The sequence below is a fragment of the Pseudoxanthomonas sp. 134C1 genome (genome assembly GCF_057773065.1).
The window spans coordinates 490,593-511,029 of sequence record NZ_JBYMTH010000001.1 but is presented as its reverse complement, the minus strand read 5'-3'; the positions used below and the strand labels follow the sequence as shown (position 1 = coordinate 511,029).

Annotated in this window: 19 protein-coding genes; 5 read left to right on the top strand and 14 right to left on the bottom strand. The window is 67.8% G+C overall.

Translation table 11 applies throughout. The annotated features are described in order from the left end of the window. Window positions 1–53: 53 nt before the first annotated feature. The 3 genes from AC3DEZ_RS02225 to glnA all read right to left on the bottom strand — a co-directional run bounded on the left by AC3DEZ_RS02225 (window position 54) and on the right by glnA (window position 3,621). Window positions 54–1,520, bottom strand: coding sequence for an ammonium transporter (locus AC3DEZ_RS02225; protein WP_488386748.1), 1,467 nt, complete (start codon window positions 1,518–1,520; stop codon window positions 54–56). Window positions 1,521–1,536: 16 nt separating this feature from the next. After that, entirely contained in the window at window positions 1,537–1,875 is a 339-nt protein-coding gene (locus AC3DEZ_RS02220) for a P-II family nitrogen regulator (RefSeq protein WP_055941078.1), read from the bottom strand. A gap of 336 nt (window positions 1,876–2,211) precedes the next feature. Continuing rightward, window positions 2,212–3,621 (bottom strand): type I glutamate--ammonia ligase, encoded by a 1,410-nt coding sequence (gene glnA, locus AC3DEZ_RS02215; RefSeq protein WP_447104184.1) that lies wholly within the window; start codon window positions 3,619–3,621, stop codon window positions 2,212–2,214. A 212-nt stretch (window positions 3,622–3,833) separates the two neighbouring features. Between glnA and AC3DEZ_RS02210 the strand changes: the two genes are divergently transcribed. Next, window positions 3,834–4,628, top strand: a complete 795-nt coding sequence (locus tag AC3DEZ_RS02210; RefSeq protein WP_488386747.1) for an undecaprenyl-diphosphate phosphatase — start codon at window positions 3,834–3,836, stop codon at window positions 4,626–4,628. Window positions 4,629–4,758: 130 nt separating this feature from the next. Next, window positions 4,759–5,586, top strand: coding sequence for a DUF4377 domain-containing protein (locus tag AC3DEZ_RS02205; RefSeq protein ID WP_488386746.1), 828 nt, complete (start codon window positions 4,759–4,761; stop codon window positions 5,584–5,586). Between the two features lie 59 nt (window positions 5,587–5,645). Here the strand turns inward: AC3DEZ_RS02205 and AC3DEZ_RS02200 are convergent, their stop codons facing one another. The 10 genes from AC3DEZ_RS02200 to AC3DEZ_RS02155 form a co-directional block, all read right to left on the bottom strand. Continuing rightward, on the bottom strand, window positions 5,646–6,257 hold the full coding sequence (locus AC3DEZ_RS02200) for a YbhB/YbcL family Raf kinase inhibitor-like protein (RefSeq protein ID WP_488386745.1): 612 nt from the start codon (window positions 6,255–6,257) through the stop codon (window positions 5,646–5,648). A gap of 50 nt (window positions 6,258–6,307) precedes the next feature. After that, the gene (locus tag AC3DEZ_RS02195; RefSeq protein ID WP_488387038.1) at window positions 6,308–7,300 is read right to left on the bottom strand and encodes a YheT family hydrolase; all 993 of its coding nucleotides are present in this window, start codon (window positions 7,298–7,300) and stop codon (window positions 6,308–6,310) included. A 96-nt stretch (window positions 7,301–7,396) separates the two neighbouring features. Beyond that, complete coding sequence (locus AC3DEZ_RS02190) at window positions 7,397–8,287, bottom strand: hypothetical protein (protein WP_488386744.1); 891 nt, start codon at window positions 8,285–8,287, stop codon at window positions 7,397–7,399. Further along, on the bottom strand, window positions 8,284–10,506 hold the full coding sequence (locus AC3DEZ_RS02185) for a M1 family metallopeptidase (protein ID WP_488386743.1): 2,223 nt from the start codon (window positions 10,504–10,506) through the stop codon (window positions 8,284–8,286). The genes AC3DEZ_RS02190 and AC3DEZ_RS02185 overlap by 4 nt, the downstream gene beginning before the upstream one ends. 57 nt (window positions 10,507–10,563) lie before the next feature. After that, window positions 10,564–11,355: a lysophospholipid acyltransferase family protein gene (locus tag AC3DEZ_RS02180; RefSeq protein ID WP_488386742.1), complete on the bottom strand. Its 792-nt coding sequence runs from the start codon at window positions 11,353–11,355 to the stop codon at window positions 10,564–10,566. 73 nt (window positions 11,356–11,428) lie between these two features. After that, a complete protein-coding gene (locus AC3DEZ_RS02175; RefSeq protein ID WP_488386741.1) occupies window positions 11,429–11,863 on the bottom strand; it encodes a hotdog fold thioesterase in 435 nt (144 codons plus the stop codon). Window positions 11,864–11,923: 60 nt separating this feature from the next. Further along, window positions 11,924–13,903 (bottom strand): phospholipase D family protein, encoded by a 1,980-nt coding sequence (locus tag AC3DEZ_RS02170; protein ID WP_488387037.1) that lies wholly within the window; start codon window positions 13,901–13,903, stop codon window positions 11,924–11,926. 2 nt (window positions 13,904–13,905) lie between these two features. Further along, on the bottom strand, window positions 13,906–14,490 hold the full coding sequence (locus AC3DEZ_RS02165; protein ID WP_447104177.1) for a YceI family protein: 585 nt from the start codon (window positions 14,488–14,490) through the stop codon (window positions 13,906–13,908). Next, window positions 14,487–14,963 carry a SixA phosphatase family protein gene (locus AC3DEZ_RS02160; RefSeq protein ID WP_447104176.1) on the bottom strand — a complete coding sequence of 159 codons (477 nt, stop codon included), beginning with the start codon at window positions 14,961–14,963 and terminating at the stop codon, window positions 14,487–14,489. The genes AC3DEZ_RS02165 and AC3DEZ_RS02160 overlap by 4 nt, the downstream gene beginning before the upstream one ends. Before the next feature lie 22 nt (window positions 14,964–14,985). Further along, complete coding sequence (locus tag AC3DEZ_RS02155; protein ID WP_488386740.1) at window positions 14,986–15,618, bottom strand: nucleotide-binding protein; 633 nt, start codon at window positions 15,616–15,618, stop codon at window positions 14,986–14,988. Between the two features lie 126 nt (window positions 15,619–15,744). Here AC3DEZ_RS02155 and AC3DEZ_RS02150 point away from each other — a divergent pair, with 126 nt between their 5' ends. Further along, complete coding sequence (locus tag AC3DEZ_RS02150; RefSeq protein ID WP_488386739.1) at window positions 15,745–17,223, top strand: AAA family ATPase; 1,479 nt, start codon at window positions 15,745–15,747, stop codon at window positions 17,221–17,223. Window positions 17,224–17,256: 33 nt separating this feature from the next. Here the strand turns inward: AC3DEZ_RS02150 and AC3DEZ_RS02145 are convergent, their stop codons facing one another. Beyond that, on the bottom strand, window positions 17,257–18,444 hold the full coding sequence (locus AC3DEZ_RS02145; RefSeq protein ID WP_488386738.1) for an MFS transporter: 1,188 nt from the start codon (window positions 18,442–18,444) through the stop codon (window positions 17,257–17,259). A 170-nt stretch (window positions 18,445–18,614) separates the two neighbouring features. Between AC3DEZ_RS02145 and AC3DEZ_RS02140 the strand changes: the two genes are divergently transcribed. Both AC3DEZ_RS02140 and zapE read left to right on the top strand, forming a co-directional pair. Then, the gene (locus AC3DEZ_RS02140) at window positions 18,615–19,277 is read left to right on the top strand and encodes an alpha/beta hydrolase (protein ID WP_488386737.1); all 663 of its coding nucleotides are present in this window, start codon (window positions 18,615–18,617) and stop codon (window positions 19,275–19,277) included. Further along, window positions 19,277–20,422 (top strand): cell division protein ZapE, encoded by a 1,146-nt coding sequence (gene zapE / locus AC3DEZ_RS02135; protein WP_488386736.1) that lies wholly within the window; start codon window positions 19,277–19,279, stop codon window positions 20,420–20,422. Before AC3DEZ_RS02140 ends, zapE begins: the two co-directional genes overlap by 1 nt. Window positions 20,423–20,437 lie beyond the last annotated feature (15 nt).

Sequence of the window (20,437 nt, the reverse complement as noted above, 5' to 3'; positions counted from 1 at the left end):
TCACCGGGGCCGACATTGCACCAGTTTAGTGCAAAGCCGCCCCGGTGGCGGGGTCAGGCCTCGTAGGCCGATTCACCGTGGGAGGTGATGTCCAGGCCTTCGCGCTCGGATTCCTCGGGCACCCGCAGCCCGAACACGGCCTTGGCGATCAGGAAGGACACCGCCGACACCACGCCGATCCAGACCAGGGTGATGCCGACGCCCAGCGCCTGGATGCCGACCTGGCTGGCGATGTCGTAGCCCTCGCCCTTCACCCCGCCCAGCGAGGCCGCGCTGAACACGCCGGTGAGGATCGCGCCGACGATGCCGCCCAGGCCATGCACGCCGAACACGTCCAGGCTGTCGTCCGCGCCCAGCAGGCGCTTGAGGCCATTCACGCCCCACACGCAGATCACGCCGGCCGCCAGGCCGATGACGATCGCGCCGAACGGACCGACCGTGCCGCAGGCCGGGGTGATGCCGACCAGGCCGGCGACCGCGCCGGACGCCACGCCCAGCGCCGAGGATTTGCCCTTGGTGAACTTCTCGGTCGCCGCCCAGCCCAGGATCGCCGCGGCGGTGGCCAGCAGGGTGTTGAGGAAGGCCAGCGCCGCGCCCGCGTTGGCTTCCAGGTTGGAGCCGGCGTTGAAGCCGAACCAGCCCACCCACAACAGCGAGGCGCCGACGAAGGTGAGGGTCACGTTGTGCGGCTTGAGCGCTTCGCGCCCGAAGCCCACGCGCTTGCCGACGAAGTACGCGCCGAGCAGGCCGGCGACGCCCGCGTTGATGTGCACCACGGTGCCGCCGGCGAAATCCAGCGCGCCCTTCTCGAACAGGAACCCGCCCGCGGCCCACACCATGTGCGCCAGCGGCAGGTAGCCGAAGGTGAACCAAAGGACCGAGAACAGCAGCACCGCCGCGAACCGCGCGCGCTCGGCAAAGGCACCGACGATCAGCGCGCCGGTGATGCCGGCGAAAGTCGCCTGGAACGCGACGAACACATACTCCGGCAGGCTCACGCCGGCGCTGAAGGTCGCCGCCAGTGATTCCAGGGTCACGCCTTTCAGCAGCGCCTTGTCGAGATTTCCGATCCACGGTCCCTCGCCCGAGAACGCCAGGCTGTAGCCATAGAACACCCACAGGATCACCAGCAGCGAGAACACGGTGGCGACCTGGATCAGCACCGACAGCACGTTCTTCGAACGCACCATGCCGCCGTAGAACAGCGCCAGGCCGGGCACCACCATCAGCAGCACCAGCAGGGTGGAGGTGAGCATCCAGGCGACGTCGCCCTTTTCCACCACCGGCGCGGCTTCGACGGCGGGAGCGGCTTCGGTGGATGCAGTGGTTGCGGGTGCGGTTTCGGCGAGCGGCGCCGCGACTTCGGCGGCGGCCGGCGCCGCGGTGTCCTGCGCCGGCGCGGGCGCCGGATCCTGGGCCGAAACGCCCACCGCGAATCCCATCGTCATCACGCCGCACACGGCGGCCAGGCACAACGCTTGCGCACGGGCTTTCCACCCGTCGAACAGTCGAGTCTTCATGTGGGGGCTCCGAGTGTTAGAGCGCGTCCGCGCCGACTTCGCCGGTGCGGATGCGGATGACCTGGTCGATGGTGGTCACGAAGATCTTGCCGTCGCCGATCTTGCCGGTGCCGGCCGCCTGCTGGATGGCCTCGATGACGGCTTCCAGGCGCTCGTCGGTGACGACGGTTTCGATCTTGATCTTGGGCAGGAAATCGACGACGTACTCGGCGCCGCGATACAGCTCGGTGTGGCCCTTCTGCCGGCCGAAGCCTTTGACTTCGGTGACGGTGATGCCGGACACGCCCGCCTGCGACAAGGACTCTCGGACCTCGTCGAGTTTGAACGGCCGGATGATGGCGGTGATCAGTTTCATGCGCATACCCCGATGGTGGATGGAACCGGCCGGCCGCAGCCGGCCGGTGGTTTCAGGACACCCGTGCGCGCAGCCCCCTGGCGGCGTACACGTTCTCGGTGCGGAACAACCCATGAGCCGCACCTGCCATCGCCGCGATGCATCGCGGTGACGGAAGGTGACGTGGGAGGGAGTGGCGGCTCATGGATCTCTCCTGTGTTGCTCTGTGTTGCGTTCCCCTGTGCTGCCGGTGTTGCGATCTCCTTGAAGCGGTGTGGCTCCCCGGCTCCCCAGCCGGGTCGAGGTGCGGCGATGGCGACGGGTGGGAGGGGTTTCCGTCGCCATCGCCGCGGTTGCTCAGTTGCCGTAGTACAGCTGGTATTCCAGCGGGTGCGTGGCCGCGCGGAACTTGGTCACTTCCTGCATCTTCAGCGCGATGTAGCCGTCGATGAAGTCGTCGCTGAACACGCCGCCGGCCTTGAGGAAGTCGCGATCCTTGTCCAGCGCTTCCAGCGCCTGGTCGAGGCTGGAGCAGACCTGAGGGATGTTCTTCTCTTCTTCCGGCGGCAGGTCGTACAGGTCCTTGTCGCTGGGCGCGCCCGGATCGATCTGGTTCCGGATGCCGTCCAGGCCGGCCATCATCAGCGCGGCGAAGGTCAGGTAGCCAGTCTGCAGCGGATCCGGGAAACGGATCTCGATACGGCGCGCCTTCGGGTTGGACACCCACGGAATGCGGCAGGAAGCCGAACGGTTGCGGGCCGAGTAGGCCAGCATCACCGGCGCCTCGAAGCCCGGCACCAGGCGCTTGTAGCTGTTGGTGCCGGAGTTGGTGAAGGCGTTGATCGCGCGGGCGTGCTTGAAGATGCCGCCGATGTACCACAGCGCCATCTGCGACAGGCCGCCGTAGCCGTCGCCGGAGAACAGGTTGGTGCCGCCCTTGGCCAGCGACTGGTGCACGTGCATGCCGCTGCCGTTGTCGCCGACGATCGGCTTGGGCATGAAGGTCGCCGTCTTGCCGTTGCGGAAGGCCACGTTCTTGATGATGTACTTCATCGTCAGCAGCTCGTCGGCCTTCTTGACCAGCGAGTTGAACTTGGTGCCGATTTCGCACTGGCCGGCGGTGGCGACTTCGTGGTGGTGCACTTCGACTTCGATGCCGACCTGTTCCAGGGTCTTGCACATCTCGGCGCGGATGTCGTGCAGGGTATCGGCCGGGGCGACCGGGAAGTAACCGCCCTTCACGCCCGGGCGGTAGCCGCTGTTGCCGCCTTCGTACTTGGTGCCGCTGTTCCAGGCCGCTTCCTCGGAATCGATCTTGAAGAAGGTGTGGCCCATTTCATTGGCGTAGCGCACGGAGTCGAAAATGAAGAATTCCGGTTCCGGGCCGAAGAACGCCTGCTCGGCGATGCCGCTGGACTTCAGGTAGGCCTCGGCGCGCTTGGCGACGCCGCGCGGGCAGCGCGAATAGCCCTGCATGGTCGCCGGATCCAGCACGTCGCAGGTCAGCACGATGGTCGGATCGGCGGTGAACGGATCCAGGAAGGCGGTGCTGGCGTCGGGCAGCAGCACCATGTCGGACTCGTTGATGCCCTTCCAGCCGGCGATGGAGCTGCCGTCGAACATCTTGCCGTCCTCGAACAGCGAGGGCTCGACGATGTTGACCGGGAAGGTGACGTGATGCTGCACGCCGCGAACGTCCGCGAAACGCAGGTCGACGAACTCGACCTTGTTGTCCTTGATCAGCTTTTCAACATTGTCCGCAGACATCTTGGAACCTCGGGTTGGTAGGAGCGTGACCTGTCTTCAGCAAACAGTGTGCCAACCGGGGAAGCTTGATAAGCCATTGTTTTTGAAAGGCCTGAAATCCTCTCGTTTCGACGATTAGCACTTGTTTGGTGCATTCTCCGGACAGATTGCACCAATTTGAAACACCGGGAATCCTCTATCCTTGTCGCTTCCCGCCCAGCCACCCGCGTCCCATGACCGACCTGCTCGCCGCGCTCCTGCTCGGCATCATCGAAGGCATCACCGAATTCCTGCCCATCTCCAGCACCGGTCACCTGCTCATCGCCGAACGCTGGCTCGGCCACCGCTCCGACTTCTTCAACATCGTCATCCAGGCCGGCGCCATCCTCGCCATCACCCTGGTGTTCCGCGATCGCCTGTGGGAACTGGCGCGCGGCTGGCGCGAGCCGGCCAACCGCGATTACATCGCCAAGATCATCACCGCCTTCCTGGTGACCGCGCTGGTCGGCCTGCCGGTGCGTCTGGCCGGCTGGGAATTGCCCGAAACGCTGACTCCGATCGCCTGGGCGCTGATCATCGGCGGCGTGTGGATGCTGGTGGCCGAACATTTCGCCGGCAAGCGCGGCGATCAATCCAACATCACCTGGAAAGTCGCGGTGCTGGTGGGCCTTGCGCAGGTGGTCGCGGGCGTGTTCCCGGGCACCTCGCGTTCTGCCGCGGCCATCTTCATGGCGATGCTGGCCGGCACCAGCCGGCGTTCGTCGGCCACCGAGTTCGTGTTCCTGGTCGGCATTCCGACCATGTTCGCGGCCAGCAGCTACGCCTTCCTGGAACTGGTCAAGGACGGCGCCATCGGCAGCGAGAACTGGAGCGAGGTCGGCCTGGCCTTCACCGCCGCCACCCTGACCGGCTTCATCGTCGTCAAATGGTTGCTGGGCTATATCAAGTCGCACCGCTACACCGGCTTCGCTTTCTACCGCATCGTTTTCGGCGCGCTGTTGCTGCTGTTGATGCCCGCCGGAAGCTGAGCCACACCAGCGCCATGCGGTGACCCGGGGATCGGCGCTTCCCCGAACGGCACCTGAGCGGAGTGGGCCAAGGGTCCACCCCATTCCGGACCGCCATTCGTTTGCATTGGTCACCCTCAAGGAGAACCCCATGAAACGACTCATCCTGCTCGCCCTGCCGATCGCCCTGGCCGCCTGCGCCAAGCCGGCCCCGGAAGCGACTCCGCCAGCCTCCACCGAACCGCCCGCCGCAACGACTCCCGCCGCCGCGACGCCGGCCGCTCCCACCGGTACCGCCGCGCTGGGCGCTTATCACTGGCGCCTGCAGGACGCGAAGGACGCGCAGGGCAAGCGCATCGATGCGCTGTTCGCCCGCGCCGATCATCCGCTCACTCTCGACTTCGCCGAAGGCCGCCTGGGCGTGAGCAACACCTGCAACCGGATGGGCGGTGGCTACACCCTGGAAGGCGACAAGCTGACGGTGTCGCCGATGATGTCGACCCAGATGGCCTGCGCCGACAGCAAGCTGATGGCGCTGGAAGGCGAAGCCGGCAAGCGTCTGGAAGGCGGTTCCACCCTCACGGTGCAGGGCGGCGACGAAGCCCGTCTGACCCTGACCACCGCCACCGGCGACGTGCTGACCTTCGCGGGTGAACCCACCGCCGAAACCCGCTACGGCGGCCCGGGCGAGCAGGCGTTCCTGGAAGTCGCGGCCGAAACCAAGCCGTGCAGCCATCCGCTGATCCCGAACAAGCAGTGCCTGCAGGTGCGCGAGATCCGCTACGACGACAAGGGCGTGAAGTCGTCCGAGGGCGAATGGCAGAACTTCTACGAGGACATCGAGGGTTACACCCATGAAGCCGGCATCCGCAACGTGGTGCGGGTGAAGCGCTTCAAGCGCAACCCGGTGCCCGCCGACGCCTCCGACACCGCCTACGTGCTGGACATGGTGGTCGAGTCGGAGAACGTGAAGAAGTAAGCATTGGCGATGCATCGCCAATGAAAAGCCGGGCCGCGAGGTCCGGCTTTTTTCTTTACTCAGCGCAACCGCGGGTTGAGCGTATAAATGCCATGCACTTCCGCCTCGGCCAGCGCGTGTCCCTGCGCTGCGCGCCGCACGTCGGCGGCGGTGAAGCGATCCGGCAGCTTCAGCGAGGCCTCGTCCAGCGCGTAGAGGCGGAAGAAATAGCGGTGCACGCGCTGATCGTTGAACGGCGGATACGGACCGTCGTAACCGAGGTAGTCGCCGCCCATCTGCGCGTCGCCGGCAAACCAGCCGGTGTAGTCATTCAGACCCTGGCGCGCGCCGGCCGGGCCGGGCGGCGACGGCTTTCCGCGCGCGGTGACGCCATCGCTGCAACTGCAGGCGGCGATTTCGCGCAGGTCGGCGGGAATGTCGATCATCGTCCAGTGGACGAAATCGGCGCGCGGCTGGTCCTGCGGAATCTCCATGTCCTCGCGCCCGACCGTCTCGGCGACCGTCGGCGCATCGGGATCGATGCACAGCAGCGCGAACGAGCGCGTGCCGGCGGGCACGTCATCCCAGATCAGGTGCGGGTTGCGGTTGCCGGCGAATCCGTCGGCCTGGCCCATGGCGAACTCGGCGGAAATGGGCTGGCCGGGCTCGAAACTCCGGCTGCGGATACGCATGCGGGCCTCCCTGATGACGTTGAACGGCCACCATGTTGACGCGCGGTGGTTCAGTCGTCGGCGAACGCCGCCTCCAGGCGATCGGCGACCCAGCGCTCGGCGAACCCGTCGCAGGCGGCGTTCTCGATGAATCCGCAATGCCCGCCCCAGGGCGCGATTTCAAGATGCGCGGTGGCGGGCAGATGCCAGTGTTCGAAGTCTTCGAACGGGATGACCGGATCATCCTGCGCCATCAGGATGTCCGACGGCACCTGCAGGCCGGCCAGGCGCTCGCCGGCGATCGAGTAGCCATCGAAGTAGGCTTCCAGGGTGCCGAAGCCGGTATGGCGCTCCGCCACCCAGCGCATCAGTCCGCGCATGTCCTGCGCCAGCACCGCGTCGTCGTAGGAATGGCGTTCCGGAAACAGCTGGCGCTTGCGCAGCAGCGAACTGCGCCACTTGCGGCGGAAATACCAGTCATAGATCTGCAGCCCGTTCTCGATGTAGTCCATGGTCCGGTGCGGATCCAGCAACGGGCAGACCGCCGCCACCCGCCGCAGTGGCAAGCCGGCCTGCTGTGCGCGCAGGGCCACCCGCAGGGCGAAGTTCCCACCCAGTGAATAACCCGCCAGCACCATCGGCCGGATCGAATAGCGGCTCGCGATGTCACCCACCGCATGCACGACCTCGTCGAGGCGGTTGGAGTGGAACAGTTCCTCGTTGAGGTGATGGGTGTCGCCGTGATCGCGGAAGTTCAGCCGGAACACGTCGAAACCGCGCAGCAGCAGTTCGGCTGCGGTCATCCGCATGTAGCTGGAGTCGGCGCTGCCTTCCCATCCGTGCAGGAGCACCGCCAGCGCGCGCGGCGCGCGGCCGGGCACCTGACTGTGGAAGCCCTGCAGACGTACGCCGTCGCCACCGTCGACGATGACTTCCTCGTTCGTCGCGCCGACGCGTTGCAGCGCATGCACGCCACGTCTGCGCCGGATCAGGCTGGAACCCAGTACCGATTGCAGGTGCGGGTTGCGCAGCCAGAGGGGAGGCCGGTAATCAGCGGCGGTCAACATCGACGGCAAGCCATGCCCAGGGGAGGGAATGGCGGCATTGTCGCTCCAAAACGGCCGCCGCGTGGCACTCGCGCGGCGGCATGCAGCGTTCCGTCAGGCGGCCCGGCGCGCCGCATCGTCCTCGACCACCGCGGCGAGCGCGCGCAGGCGCGCCAGCCGGACCCAGGCCAGCGTCACCACCACCAGCTGCGCGCACAGCACCGCCAGCGCGAACGCGCCCCAGCCGATGCCGGCCACGCGGCTGCGCAGCCACGCCAGCGCCAATGCCACCGCGAAGCCGATCACGCAGACCAGCAGGTACAGGCCCAGCACCGCGAACGGACGGCGCAGGAACAGCCTGAAGCTGCGCCACCACGCGCGGATCACCGAGCGGGTGTCGTCGAGCACCGCGATGCGGGCGCGGGTCAGTTCGATGCCCGCGTGCGCGAGGATGAACACCAGCACCGCGCCGACCATCGCCAACCGCTCGCCCTTGCGGGCGCTGGACGCCAGCACGGCTTCACCGGCATGGGTGCTCGCCAGCTCCATCCACCACGATCCCAGTCCGATCGCGATGCCAAGCGGCAGCAGCGACCAGATCATCAGACGCAGCTGGCGCCCGTACTCGCGCATGCCTTCCCCGGCCAGCACGCCCAGACGTCCGGCGCGACCGTAGCGGATGCCGGCAAGCATCACGCCGGTCAACCAGGGCGACAGCAACAGGCTCAGCAGCAGACTGATCAGCACGCCGAAACCCACACTGGCGTCCTTGTCGAAAACCCGGTTGAGATCCGCCAACGCCAGGGCATCCAGGCCGACCGCGTGGCGGGCGGCGTCAACCGCATGGCTGAGCGCGCCATCCAGCGCGCGCCAGACCGGGAAGGCCGCGATCAACGCGACCAGGCCCAGCGCGATCATCCACAACACCAGCACCCGCCACTGCAGGGCGCCACCGAACGCGCCGAACAGCTGGCGCCAGAAACCGAAACGGGAATGCGCGCTCATAGGCTCACCAGGAAAGTCTGCAGGGCTTGGAACAGCGCCGCGAAGTCGGCGCTCCAGCGACGGGCGGCACTGCCGTCTTCGTCCAGCGTGCGGCTGTCATCCAGCTTGCTGGCATCCAGGTAATGCAGCTTCTGCGGATCCAGTTGCACCGACACGGCCTTGCTGGGTCCCTCCCACACGAACCGCTTCCAGCTCGCATCGTCATCCCAGCGCACGGTCTTGTGGCTGCCATCGGCGAAAGTGACCACCAGGGTTTGCGGAACCGCCGCGCCGTCGCGACGCACCAGCACGGTGGTCCGCCACGGGAATGGCCCGCTGCCGGCCTTGGCATCCGGGTGCGCCTTGTTCCACGCTTCGCGGCGCTCGTCGATCCGCTTGTCGCGTTCGGCTTCGCTCACGTCCACGCGCTTGCCCTTCTCCATCTGCACGCCCACCAATGGCAGGACCTCGCTGCTGGTGAAGCGCTCGACGCGATCATCGACCTTGCGGGTGGCGTAGACCTGTTGCGCGAAAACGCGCTCGACCACGTCGCGGCGGCCGGTCGATACGGCCAGCGATTCGCGCAGGTCGGCGATGCTGGGGTGGCGGAACTTCCAGGTGGCGTAGTAGTCCTTGAATGCCTTCTCGATGGCGGGCGTGCCCAGCTGCGCCTCGAGATCCCGCATCACCGTCGCGGTGCGCGAGTACACCGCGCCGTAGCTGCTGCTCGACAGCCGGCCCCAGGAGTTGGCACCGGTACCGTCGGCCGGATCATTCAGCCGTGCGCCCAGACGCTCCAGTTCGAACTCGCCCAGGTGCGGACGGACGCCCAGCCGGCGCAGCCACTCGGGCGCGACGATGTAGTGCTGGTCGGCTTCGCGCAGCATGCGCTGGTCCCAGTACTCGTTGAGGCCCTCGTCCAGCATCGGCTCCTCGAACTCGTTGGAGGCGAGGATGCCGTAGAAGTAGCCATGCCCGAACTCGTGGATGGTGACGAAGTCCAGCGCCAACGCGTTCAGGCCCAGCGATGGCACCTGTTCGAACGAATCGGCGGTGAAGAAGGTGGGGTATTCCATGCCCCCGGCCTCGGTGGCGTTGTGGGCCGGAATCACCACCGTCACCGTGCGGTACGGGTACGGACCGAGCGTGCGCGAGAAATAGGTCAGCGACTCCTGCGTCGCCTTCAGCGCCGGCGCCGCGCTGGCCTTGTACTCGGGCGGGTACAGCACGCGGATCTTGACCGGCGGGCTGCCCGGACCGGTCCAGTCGCCCAGCAGGGGTTCGGCGTAGTTCTTGTCCGCCGTCCAGGCGAAGTCGTGCACGTCATGCTGCACGTAACGGTGCCGGCTGCGGCCGTTGGCGGTCGTGGGCGTGCCCTGCAGTTCGCCGGTCGCACCGACGCGGTATTCGCTGGGGACGTCCAGGGTCACGTCATAGCTGCCGAAATCGGCGTAGAACTCGCTGTGGAGATGGAACTCATGCACGTTCCAGCGCGGCGTGGTGGCGCCACGCTCGCCCGGCAATTCCAGCACGCCGATCTTCGGGAACCACTGCGCGATCAGGTGGAAGCTGCCGAAGCAACCGGTGCGCGCGATCACCCGTGGCAACTGCGCGTCGAAATCGATGTCCAGGGTGGTGCTGCCGCCCGGCGCGACCGCCTGCGGCAGATCCAGACGGACCACGGTCATGTCGGTGGACGGGCCGTTGTCGGGCTGCACGAACGTCTGCGGCACCGAGGTACCGGCCTGCAGGACCCGGGTCATGTCGATCCAGCCCCACTCGCCATCCTTCATCGGCACGTCGGAACGGAAATCGAAGCCGAAGTTGCGCTGCTCGTGGAAGAAGGTGCTGCCTTCGTTGCGGAAGGCATTGAGGTACAGATGCAGGTAGACCGAACGGACGGGACGATCGCTGCGATTGCGCCAGGTCAGCTGCTGCTTGCCCTTGAGCGTGTGCTTGTCCGGATCCAGGCTGACCTGGATTTTGTAGTCGACCACGCGATCGGACAGCGTAGGCTCCTGGCCCGTGCGCGGCCCACCCCAGGCCTGCGGCGAACTCGGCACGCTGACCGCGGCCGCGTCGGCGGCGGCCAGGGGAATGTCATCGGAGACGATGGCCGGCGCGGGCGCCGGTGGCGGGGATGTCGAAGTGGCCCGCGGTGGACCTTCCGCCACCGCGATGGCGGCAATCGCCACGCCAAAAAGCGCCAGACCCGTTGCCTTCCACCAACGTGCTGCCATGGTCTCCCCTTCGAGTTGTCGTGGGCGGGCCCCTCACCCGCACCGAAGTAACCGAGCTTACCGCATCGCCGCGATGATGCGCTCGCGGGCGAGATCGGCGATGCGCCTGCGCCCTTCCATGTCGGTCACCCGGATCGGTTCCAGGAAACAGATCGCCGCCTCGCGTGGCGGTTCGCCAAGCAGTCGCAGGAAATTGGCGAAGAAGCTCTCACGGGGCGCGAACGCCACCACGGTCTGCGCGCTGGCGTGCGCGCCATAGCGCAACGCGACCGGCTGCACCGGCACTTCCGCCTCGACCGCCGCCAGGAAGATGCGCGCATGGAACGGACCGACCTCATGACCATCGCGCGTGCGGCCTTCGGGAAACACACCCACCGAACGTCCGGCGCGCAGGCGCAGCAGCATTTCGTGCAGCACGCCACCGAGCGATTCCTGGCTGCCGCGCTGGTGGAAGATGGTCTCGCCGCGTTCGGCCAGCCAGCCCACCACCGGCCAGCCGCGAATCTCGCGCTTGGCCACGAACCCCATCATGCGCTGGCTGTGCAGCATCTCGATGTCGACCCAGCTGACGTGATTGGCGACGAACAGGGTCGGACCCGCCAGCGGCGCGCCTTCGCGGTGCAGGCGGAAACCGAAGATGCGCATCAACCCGGCCGACCACGCGCGGACGACGCGATGCTCCAGCCGTTCTCCGCCCGCGTCGATGCCCGCCCAGAGCGGCACCATCGACAACAGGGTCAGCGGCAGGAGGACCAGCAAGTGGATCAGCAGCAGCGGCACGCGGTACAGGTAGCGGAACGCACGCGCCACACCGCCGCGTCCGGCGGCAGGAGTGGGGGTCAGGCTCATCCGCCCACGATACCGGATGCCCGCGTTCAGCGAAACGGAGCCAATGCCCGGCGGCGGCGGTTCCGGACGGCGGTCACTTCGCCGGACCGGCCACCGGCACCACCGCCAGGGTGATGCGGGAGACGCAGACCAGCTTGCCGGCCTCGTTCTCGATGCGGATTTCCCAGACCTGGGTGCTGCGGCCGACATGCAGCGCGCGCGCGGTGCCGGTCACCGTGCCCTCGCGTACGGCACGCACGTGGTTGGCGTTGATCTCCAGCCCGACCACCATTTCCCGGGTGGTGTCCACGGTCAGGTTGCCGGCCATGCTGCCCAGCGTCTCGGCCAACGCCACCGACGCGCCGCCGTGCAGGATGCCGAATGGCTGGTGGGTACGCGCGTCGACCGGCATGGTGCCGCGCAGCCAGTCCTCGCCCGCCTCGGTCAACACGATGCCCAGATGGCCGACCAGACTGTTGCGGGCATGGGCGTTGATGGCGTCGAGATCGACGGGCTGGCGAAAGGCCATGGCGATGTCCTGTAAATGGGGAAGGCCAGTTTAGGCCAGCATGGCCGACCCGGCCGGAGGCTAGAGGATGGGCACCAGGCCGGCGCCGAACGCGGTCAGGATGCGGGTGTACAGCCACTTCGGACCGACATTCACTTCCGGGAAATCGCCCACCGAGCGATAGCACTGATGGAAGCGCGGATCACCGGGTGACAGCGGTTCGGGGCAATCGGGCCCCGGCACGAACTCGTAGCTGGTCGCATAGCGCCAGGGCCACAGATCGAACAGCGGCAGCGCCTCGGAGACCTTGCCCAGACTGTAATCCAGACCGGAGAACACCGGCGGCTTGACCTTGCGCGCCACCAGCCAGGAGTTTTCCGGTTGCATGTCGCGGCGGATGCTGTCGGCCAGCGCGCGCGCGAACGCCTCGTCCTCGATGATCACCACGCTCTCGGTGTTGTAGGTTTCCGAGCGCGGATCGAAGTTGTGGGTGCCAATCACTCCGATGCGGCCATCGATGACCATCGACTTGGCATGCAGGCCCATGCGCACCCCGGCCCGCTTGAGCGGTACCGGTCCGGTTGCCGCGCCACTGCTCAGGAACGAGGGGCGCGCCTCGGTGCGCTGCAGCTTTCGGGTGGTTTCGCCGGCCTGATCGCGGCGGTTTCCCGAGGAAGAAGACGAGGATGACGACGCGGGCCCCATCGAACCCGACGGACCGCGCGGGCGGCTGCGCGCCGACGCATCGGCGGGCGCCACCGGCGGCCCCTCCGGCATCAGCGTCGCGTAGTCGACCGGCGCGTCCTCCGGAAATGGCTTGTACTCGTGGATCTCGAAGCCGAACTCGCGCAGGTAGCGGCGCTTGTACTTGAACGACATCGAATAGACGACCGGATTGTCGGTCGCGGCCAGGCTGTTGGTGGACACAAGCACCTTCGGTGGCGACTGCCGCTTGCGCATCGTCCGGAAGATGTCCTGCGCCTGCCTGGACATCACCAGGTAGGGCGTCTGCAACAGCACTTCCTGGCTGGCATTGCCGATCAGGGTCTCCAGTTCCGGCGCGGACGGCGCGGCGTCGCTGTCGTGTTCGCGGCGATGCTTCTGCGGCAGATCCGCCACGTACTTGACCTCGCCGACCGGCAAGGCCGGTTCCACCAGCCGTTCCTGGATCACCGCCGGATCGCCCGCGTCCCGCGCCATCTCCGCCACCCGCTGCGGGCGCAGGAAACGTGCCGGCGGCATGTCGGGCACGCCCCCCCGCAACAGGGTGCGGCCGACATCGTTCAGGCGCTCGGCCGGGATGCTCCTGCGCGCGTCCCAGAACGCCTGGAAGTTGCGGGCCATCCCGCGCGCCGCCGGTCCCGCGACCAGCACGTCGCGGTCGCGGAAGTTGTACTCCGCATCCCAGTCGTAGTAGTCGTCCTGGTAGTTGCGCCCGCCGGTGATGCCGATTTCCTCGTCCACCAGCAGCAGCTTGGTGTGCATGCGCTGGTTGAAGCGGCGGAAGCAGCACAGCACGCTGCCCGCGTAGTCGAAGTAGTTGAGCTTGGCCTTGCCGAAGCTGGGGTTGTAGATGCGGATGGCGAAGTTCTGGTGGGCACCGGACAGCGCGCCCAGGATCTGCAGATCCGCGATCGCCGAAAGTTGATCGATCAGCAGCCGTACCCGCACGCCGCGCCGCGCCGCCGCCACCAATTCGTCAAGGACCAGCCGGGCGCTGTCGTCCTTGTCGAAGATGTAGGTCTGCAGATCGATGCTGCGATGCGCGCTGCGGATCAGGTTGAGCCGCGCCAGCAGCGAATCCTCGCCGCGGTCCAGGATCAGCGCGTAGTGCCGCGGGGCCTGCGGGGTGGACGCCGACAGCGCGCGCGGCCCCAGATCGTGCAGCGGCGATGGCAGCGCGCAGGCATCGGCTTCGCGGCAATCCACCACGTCCGAGCGGGCGGCCATGGCGATGCCGGCCGCACGGTCCCGCTGGGCTTCGCTCAATCCGGCGCAGGCGGTGCAGGCCAGGGACAGCACGATCGCCACGCTGCGCGCGGCGTTGCGTGGCAGGGACAGGTTCACTGGGAGGCTCCATCCCGGACCCGCGCGCGCAGTACGAACAGCACGCGATCGTTCACCGCCAGCTTCCAGTCGTCCATGTCGTAATCGCTGCGACGCACCGCGCCGGTGGCGACCACATCGCAATCCAGCGCCGGGCGCAGGCACGTGGCGGGCGCCACGGTCAGGCTGCGCGGCCGGCTGATCCCGCGGATGCTCAGGTCGCCTTCCAGCAGGCCGCCTTCGCGCAGCAGCTGCGGCGCGTAGGGCTTGGAAATGAAGGTGACCACCGGATAGCGATCGGCTTCGAAGAACTTCGCGCTGCGCGCCCATTCGGTGTAGCGCGGATAACCGACGATCTCGACGCTGCGGGTGTACATGCGCAGGTGGACCTGCTGGCGGCCGTCCTCCAGTACCCGCACCTGTCCGTCATATTGCGGAAACAGCCCTTCCAGGCGCTGGCCCCAACGCGTGCGCAGTTCGAAACCCAGTCGCGTATGCGCCGGATCGAACCCCTTGTCTCCTCCCGCCCGGACTGGCCAGGCGCACAGCAGGCCGAGTCCCAGGACAACACTCAGCCACCCCCTGTCGGTCAACAGCGTCATGGCCACCAGAACGAGGACAGGGTCGCGACACCGGGTTCGATGTTGGCTTCGGCGGGCAGGGTCAGCACCACCACCGCCGCGGTCGGCATGCCGCGATAGTCACCGGACTGGCCGCTGTGCATCAGCGCCGCCAGGTGTTCGAAGCCCGGGTTGTGACCGACCAGCATCAGGCGTTCGACCTCGCGGTGGTTGTCGGCCAGTTCGGCCAGGCCCCCGGCGGTCGCTTCGTAGATACCGTCCTCGAGCCGTTGCTCGACATAGCCGATGGCTTCCAGCACCGCCTCGAGGGTTTCCCGGGCCCGCCGCGCGGGCGAACACAGCACCCGATCCGGCACCAGCCCGTGTTCGGCCAGCCAGCGGGCGGCCGCTTCGGCTTCCGCCAGGCCTTGGGGGGAAAGCGGCCGATCGACGTCGGACTGCCCGGCAATGGCGGGCTCGGCGTGCGCATGGCGCAGCAGGATCAGTTGGCGCATTGGGGCGGGGACTCCTTCCTGGTCAGGCTTTCTTGATCCACTTCATCAGCGGATCCCAATCGGATTGATGATCGCGGACCTGGGCCGAACGGTAGTCGAACAGGCTGCGGCCCAGCCCCGCGAGCACCACGTAGGCCTGGGTGTCGCGCAGTTGCGCGACCACCGGATAAGGCCAGGTGCCAAGCATTTCCACCGCCTGCTGCGAGGCGTTTGTCCAGGGCTTGCTGCGGTTGACCACCAGGCCCACCGGCAGTTTGCGCTTGTGCACCCGCGGCACCTTGGCCAGGGTGTTGAGGAATCCGACCGTGGCCTCGATGTCCATCGCCGAGGGCAGCACCGGTACCACCACCACGTCGGCCTTGTCCAGGAACGATTCCAGGTCGGCGGCCATCGCGCCGGCCGCCGCGTCGATCACCACCCGGTCGGCGTCGTCGGGCACCGCGTCGCGCCAGGCGCGCCTGCCGGTGCCGTCCACCGGCAGCACCGCGCTTTCCAGTCCCGCCCGGCGCTCGGCCCAGCGGGTGGAGGATCCCTGCGGATCCGCGTCCACCAGCACCGTTCGCTTGCCGTCGAGGGCGAAGCTCGCCGCCAGGTTCGTCGCGAGGGTGCTCTTGCCTGCGCCACCCTTGGAGCTGGCGACCAGAATCGTCTTCATGCGCTCACCTCATTGCCCGGGAAGCCGCAGGGTACACCGGCGGCAGGCGGGCGGGAATCGCCCGACGTGTCCACGCGGCGTGAATCGCTTTGCTATCTTTCTTCACCCGACGGAACGACCGCTTTCATGAACGAACTCCAGGATTTGACCGCGCTGATCCGGGCCAACACCCCGCTGATCGTGATCGAGACCCAGGATGAGGCCCGCGCGGTCGATCTGTTCCGCCAGACCCTCTCGCAGGTATGGCGGGCCCTGTACCGGTGGACGATCACCGAGGGCCTTCGCCGCATCGACATGGACCGCGAGGACGAGCCGGAAGGGCCGCCCGACGCCAGCGCCGCCCTCCAGGCGATGCGCCAGGCCAGCCAGCGCGGCATCTATCTGCTGCTGGACTTCCACCCCTACCTGGGCTACGCCAGCAGCCAGCGCGCGCTGCGCGACCTGATCCAGCGTCGTCACTGCCTGCCGCACGTGATCGTGCTCATCGGCCACAAGGTGGAACTGCCGCCGGAACTGGAATCGATGGCGGTGCGGTTCAGCCCGCGCCTGCCCGACGCCACCGCCCTGCAGAAGATGCTGCGCGAGGAAGCCGAAGGCTATGCCCGCGAGAACGGCGGGAGGCGGGTCGTGGTGGACGGCGATGCCGCCCGCCAGATCCTGCGCAACCTGCAGGGCCTGAGCCTGTCCGACGCGCGTCGCATCGCGCGCCAGCTGATCCATGCCGATGGCGCGCTCAACGCCGACGATCTGCCCCAGCTGGCCCGGCTCAAATTCGAACTGCTGAACCGCAGCGGCCACCTGCACTACGAGTACGACACGGCGCGCTTCGCCGACGTGGCCGGCGCGCGCCGGCTGAAGCGCTGGATCGAACAGCGCCGAGCGGTCTTCGCCGGCAGCGCGCCGCCGGGCCTGGATCCGCCGCGCGGCGTGTTGCTGCTGGGCGTGCAGGGCTGCGGCAAATCGATGCTCGCCAAGGCCACCGCCGCGGGTTTCGGCGTACCGTTGCTGCGGCTGGATTTCGGCACCCTGTATGACAAGTACCACGGCGAGACCGAGAAGAACCTGCGCGCCGTGCTCGCCTCGGCCGAACAACTGGCGCCGTGCGTGCTGTGGATCGACGAAGTCGAGAAGGGACTGGCCAGCGGCGGCGAGGATGGCGGCGTCTCGCGGCGCGTGCTCGGCTACCTGCTGACCTGGATGGCCGAACGCAAGGCGCCGGTGTTCCTGGTCGCCACCGCCAACCAGGTCCAGGAATTGCCGGCCGAACTGCTGCGCAAGGGCCGCTTCGACGAGATCTTCTTCGTCGACCTGCCCGACGCCGACACCCGCGTGGAGATCCTGCGCGTGCACCTGGCCCGGCGCCAGTTGCCGGTGGAGGATCTGCAGCTGCCGGCGCTGGCCGCCGCGTCCGACGGGTTTTCCGGCGCGGAACTGGAACAGGCCATCGTCTCGGCGCTGTATACCGCACACGGCGAACAGCGCGCGCTGGACACCGCGTTGTTGATGGAGGAAATCCGCAACACCCGCCCGCTGTCGGTGCTGATGGCCGAACAGGTCGGTGCGCTGCGGGAATGGGCGCGCGAGCGCACGGTGCCTGCCGACTGAGGGTCCGGACGCGGGCGGCCGCGCCGTCGCGGATCAGTGCCCGGCGGTACCGCTTTCGCAGACCGCGTCGAACGGGGCGTCCCGCGCATCGCGCTGGGCGCTGAGCACGGTCAGGCCCAGTCCCACCGCGGTCACTGCGGCGGCGGCCACGCCCAGGACGGGATACGCGGCGCCATTCGCCAGCAGCGTCGCGCCGATCCAGGCGCCGCCCGCATTGCCCAGATTGAAGGCGCTCTGGTTGAGGGTGGACGCCAGCAACGGCGCGTCCTTCGCCTGCTGCACCGAACGCGCCTGCAGGCCGGGACCGCCGATGAAGCCGATGAAACCGATCAGGAACACACCGGCGATCGCGAACGGCTTGAGATGCATGGTCGCGGCGAACAGCAGGAAGAACACGCACAGCGCGGACAGGGCGATCATCAGCGCGCGCATCAGTTTCCAGTCGGCCAGGCGACCGCCCAGCAGCGTGCCGAGGGTGGCGCCGAGCCCGAACAGCACCAGCACCGCGCCCACCGAATGGCTGGCCACACCCGCCTCGTCGGTCAGGATCGGCACGATGTAGGTGAACACCGCGAATACGCCACCGAAACCGAACACCGTCATGCCCAGCGCCAGCAGCACCTGAGGTTCGCGCAGCACACGCAGTTCGCGGCCCAGCCGCGGCGGTGTCAGGTCGCGCAGCGCCGGCACGCAGCGGGCGATGGCGATCAGCGCGAGCGCGCCCAGCGCCACCACCGCCCAGAACGTCGCCCGCCAACCCAGCGCCTGGCCGAGCCAGGTACCGGCGGGCACGCCCAGGATGTTGGCGACGGTCAGGCCGGTGAACATCAAGGCGATCGCCTGCGCGCGCTTGCCGGGCGGCGCGAGATGACCGGCGACCACGGCGCCGGCGCCGAAGAACGAACCGTGCGCCAGCGCGGCGGCGACGCGCGCCACCATCAAGGTCGGGTAATCGGGCGCCAGCGCGCACAGCAGATTGCCGAGCACGAACACGCCCATCAGCACCAGCAGTACCGCCTTGCGCGGCAACCGGGCGGTGGCCATCGCCAGCAGGGGGCCGCCGAACACCACGCCCAGGGCATAGCCGGACACCAGCATGCCGGCGGAAGGGATCGAGACATCGAGGTCCTGCGCCATCTGCGGCAACAGGCCCATCACCACGAATTCGGTGGTGCCGATGGCGAAAGCGCTCACGGCGAGCGCAAGGAGGGGAAGGCGCATGCGGGCGGAAATGCCGGAAAAACCGGACATCGCGGGCGGGGAAGCGGGATATTGTGCGCCGCAGCAATGGCCGTCGCAAGACGAATCGTCGAACGCAGCATTGCGTTGCCGGCATCGCCGACACCACGTCTCATCGCGGCCGCGGAGAAGCCAGGGCTTATCATTGACGCATGTCGATTCCCGATTTCCCCCCGCAAACCGCCACGCTCACCCTGTCCGGTCCGGAGGGTCCGCTGGAGTTGGCCGTCGAGTGGCCGGACGACGGCGTCACACCGCTGCCGCTGCTCGCCATCGTCTGCCATCCGCTGCCCACCGAGGGCGGCACCATGCACAACAAAGTGGTGGTGATGACCGCGCGCAGCCTGCGCGAATTGGGTGCGGTGACGGTGCGTTTCAACTTCCGCGGCACCGGCGGCTCGGCCGGCAATTTCGACCACGGCGACGGCGAAGCCGAGGATCTGACGGCCGTGGTCGAGTGGGTGCGCGCGCAGCGGCCGGGGACGCGGCTCTGGCTGGCCGGTTTCAGCTTCGGCGCCTATGTCTCGCTGCGTTGCGCGGACACGCTCAGGCCCGACGCGTTGATTTCGATCGCGCCGCCGGCCGGGCGCTGGGATTTCGCCGCGATCGTGCCACCATCCTGCCCATGGCTGGTGATCCAGGGCGAGCAGGATGAAATCGTCGAGCCGCAGGCGGTCTACGACTGGATTGACGGGCTCAGGGATCCGCCGGAATTGATCCGCATGCCGGAGACCAGCCATTTCTTCCACCGCAAGCTGATGGACCTGCGCGGCGCGATCAAGCACGCGATGAAGGCCTGGCTGCCGGAGGCATGATGGCGGACGGCGACACCCCGGCGCCCCTGACGCCGTCGCAGGCCTACGCGCGCGGCGTCGCCGAGGGCCACTGGCGCGACGATCCGGCGCAGTACGACGCGCTGCGTGAACTGGACCGGATCCATCTGGCCCTGCTCGAGGATTCCCAGGACGGTTGGCTGGATCGCCTGTCCTCCTTCTGGAAGAAGCCCGAGCCGGTCCGCGGCCTGTACCTGTGGGGCGGCGTCGGCCGCGGCAAGACCTTCCTGATCGACCTGTTCTACGACGGCCTGCCGCTGGAACCGTTCCACCCGGATTCACCTCACGCCGCCGGCGGCAAGTACCGCACCCACTTCCACCGCTTCATGCGCGGCGTGCACGAACGCCTGCGCGAACATGCCGGCCAGAGCGATCCGCTGGCGAAGATCGCGCAGGAGTGGCGGGATCGCCTGCGCGTGCTGGTGCTGGACGAGTTCTTCGTCACCGACATCGGCGACGCGATGCTGTTGGGGCGCCTGCTGGAGCGCCTGATCGCCGAGGGCGTGACCCTGGTGACCAGTTCCAACACCGCGCCGGACAATCTCTACAAGGACGGGCTGCAGCGCGACAGCTTCCTGCCGGCCATCGCGCTGCTGCGGAAGTACTGCGTGGAAGTCCATGCCATTGGCACCGAGGACTATCGCCTGCGCGCGCTGACCCGTTCACCGGTCTATCGCGCGCCGCTGGATGCGCAATCGGACGCCTGGCTGTGCGAACGCTGGAAGGAACTGAGCGCCGGCAGCGCGACCCGCGACGGCAACATCATCATCGACGACCGCCGGATTCCGGTGCGTGGCCGCGGCAAGGGCATCGTCTGGTTCGACTTCGCCGCAATCTGCGAAGGCCCGCGCGGCACCACCGACTACATCGAGGTGGCGCGCGAGTTCCATACCCTGCTGCTGGGCGGGATTCCCCGCTTCGATCGCCTCAACGAAGACGCCGCGCGCCGCTTCGTCAACCTCATCGACGAAATCTACGACCGCCAGGTCAATCTGGTATGCACGGCCGATGCCGCGCCGACGGCGCTGTACACCGGCGAGCGCCTGCAGGGCGCCTTCGAACGCACCGCTTCGCGCCTGATCGAAATGCAGAGCGCGGAGTATCTGGGGACCGGGCACCGCGCCTGAAAAGATGCTTGCCGC

What these genes read in the sequence shown, in the direction of transcription:
- AC3DEZ_RS02225 (WP_488386748.1), bottom strand. Translation starts at nt 1,520, where the DNA reads ATGAAGACTCGACTGTTCGACGGGTGGAAAGCCCGTGCGCAAGCGTTG.
- AC3DEZ_RS02220 (WP_055941078.1), bottom strand. Translation starts at nt 1,875, where the DNA reads ATGAAACTGATCACCGCCATCATCCGGCCGTTCAAACTCGACGAGGTC.
- glnA (WP_447104184.1), bottom strand. Translation starts at nt 3,621, where the DNA reads ATGTCTGCGGACAATGTTGAAAAGCTGATCAAGGACAACAAGGTCGAG.
- AC3DEZ_RS02210 (WP_488386747.1), top strand. Translation starts at nt 3,834, where the DNA reads ATGACCGACCTGCTCGCCGCGCTCCTGCTCGGCATCATCGAAGGCATC.
- AC3DEZ_RS02205 (WP_488386746.1), top strand. Translation starts at nt 4,759, where the DNA reads ATGAAACGACTCATCCTGCTCGCCCTGCCGATCGCCCTGGCCGCCTGC.
- AC3DEZ_RS02200 (WP_488386745.1), bottom strand. Translation starts at nt 6,257, where the DNA reads ATGCGTATCCGCAGCCGGAGTTTCGAGCCCGGCCAGCCCATTTCCGCC.
- AC3DEZ_RS02190 (WP_488386744.1), bottom strand. Translation starts at nt 8,287, where the DNA reads ATGAGCGCGCATTCCCGTTTCGGTTTCTGGCGCCAGCTGTTCGGCGCG.
- AC3DEZ_RS02185 (WP_488386743.1), bottom strand. Translation starts at nt 10,506, where the DNA reads ATGGCAGCACGTTGGTGGAAGGCAACGGGTCTGGCGCTTTTTGGCGTG.
- AC3DEZ_RS02180 (WP_488386742.1), bottom strand. Translation starts at nt 11,355, where the DNA reads ATGAGCCTGACCCCCACTCCTGCCGCCGGACGCGGCGGTGTGGCGCGT.
- AC3DEZ_RS02175 (WP_488386741.1), bottom strand. Translation starts at nt 11,863, where the DNA reads ATGGCCTTTCGCCAGCCCGTCGATCTCGACGCCATCAACGCCCATGCC.
- AC3DEZ_RS02165 (WP_447104177.1), bottom strand. Translation starts at nt 14,490, where the DNA reads ATGACGCTGTTGACCGACAGGGGGTGGCTGAGTGTTGTCCTGGGACTC.
- AC3DEZ_RS02160 (WP_447104176.1), bottom strand. Translation starts at nt 14,963, where the DNA reads ATGCGCCAACTGATCCTGCTGCGCCATGCGCACGCCGAGCCCGCCATT.
- AC3DEZ_RS02155 (WP_488386740.1), bottom strand. Translation starts at nt 15,618, where the DNA reads ATGAAGACGATTCTGGTCGCCAGCTCCAAGGGTGGCGCAGGCAAGAGC.
- AC3DEZ_RS02150 (WP_488386739.1), top strand. Translation starts at nt 15,745, where the DNA reads ATGAACGAACTCCAGGATTTGACCGCGCTGATCCGGGCCAACACCCCG.
- AC3DEZ_RS02145 (WP_488386738.1), bottom strand. Translation starts at nt 18,444, where the DNA reads ATGCGCCTTCCCCTCCTTGCGCTCGCCGTGAGCGCTTTCGCCATCGGC.
- AC3DEZ_RS02140 (WP_488386737.1), top strand. Translation starts at nt 18,615, where the DNA reads ATGTCGATTCCCGATTTCCCCCCGCAAACCGCCACGCTCACCCTGTCC.
- zapE (WP_488386736.1), top strand. Translation starts at nt 19,277, where the DNA reads ATGGCGGACGGCGACACCCCGGCGCCCCTGACGCCGTCGCAGGCCTAC.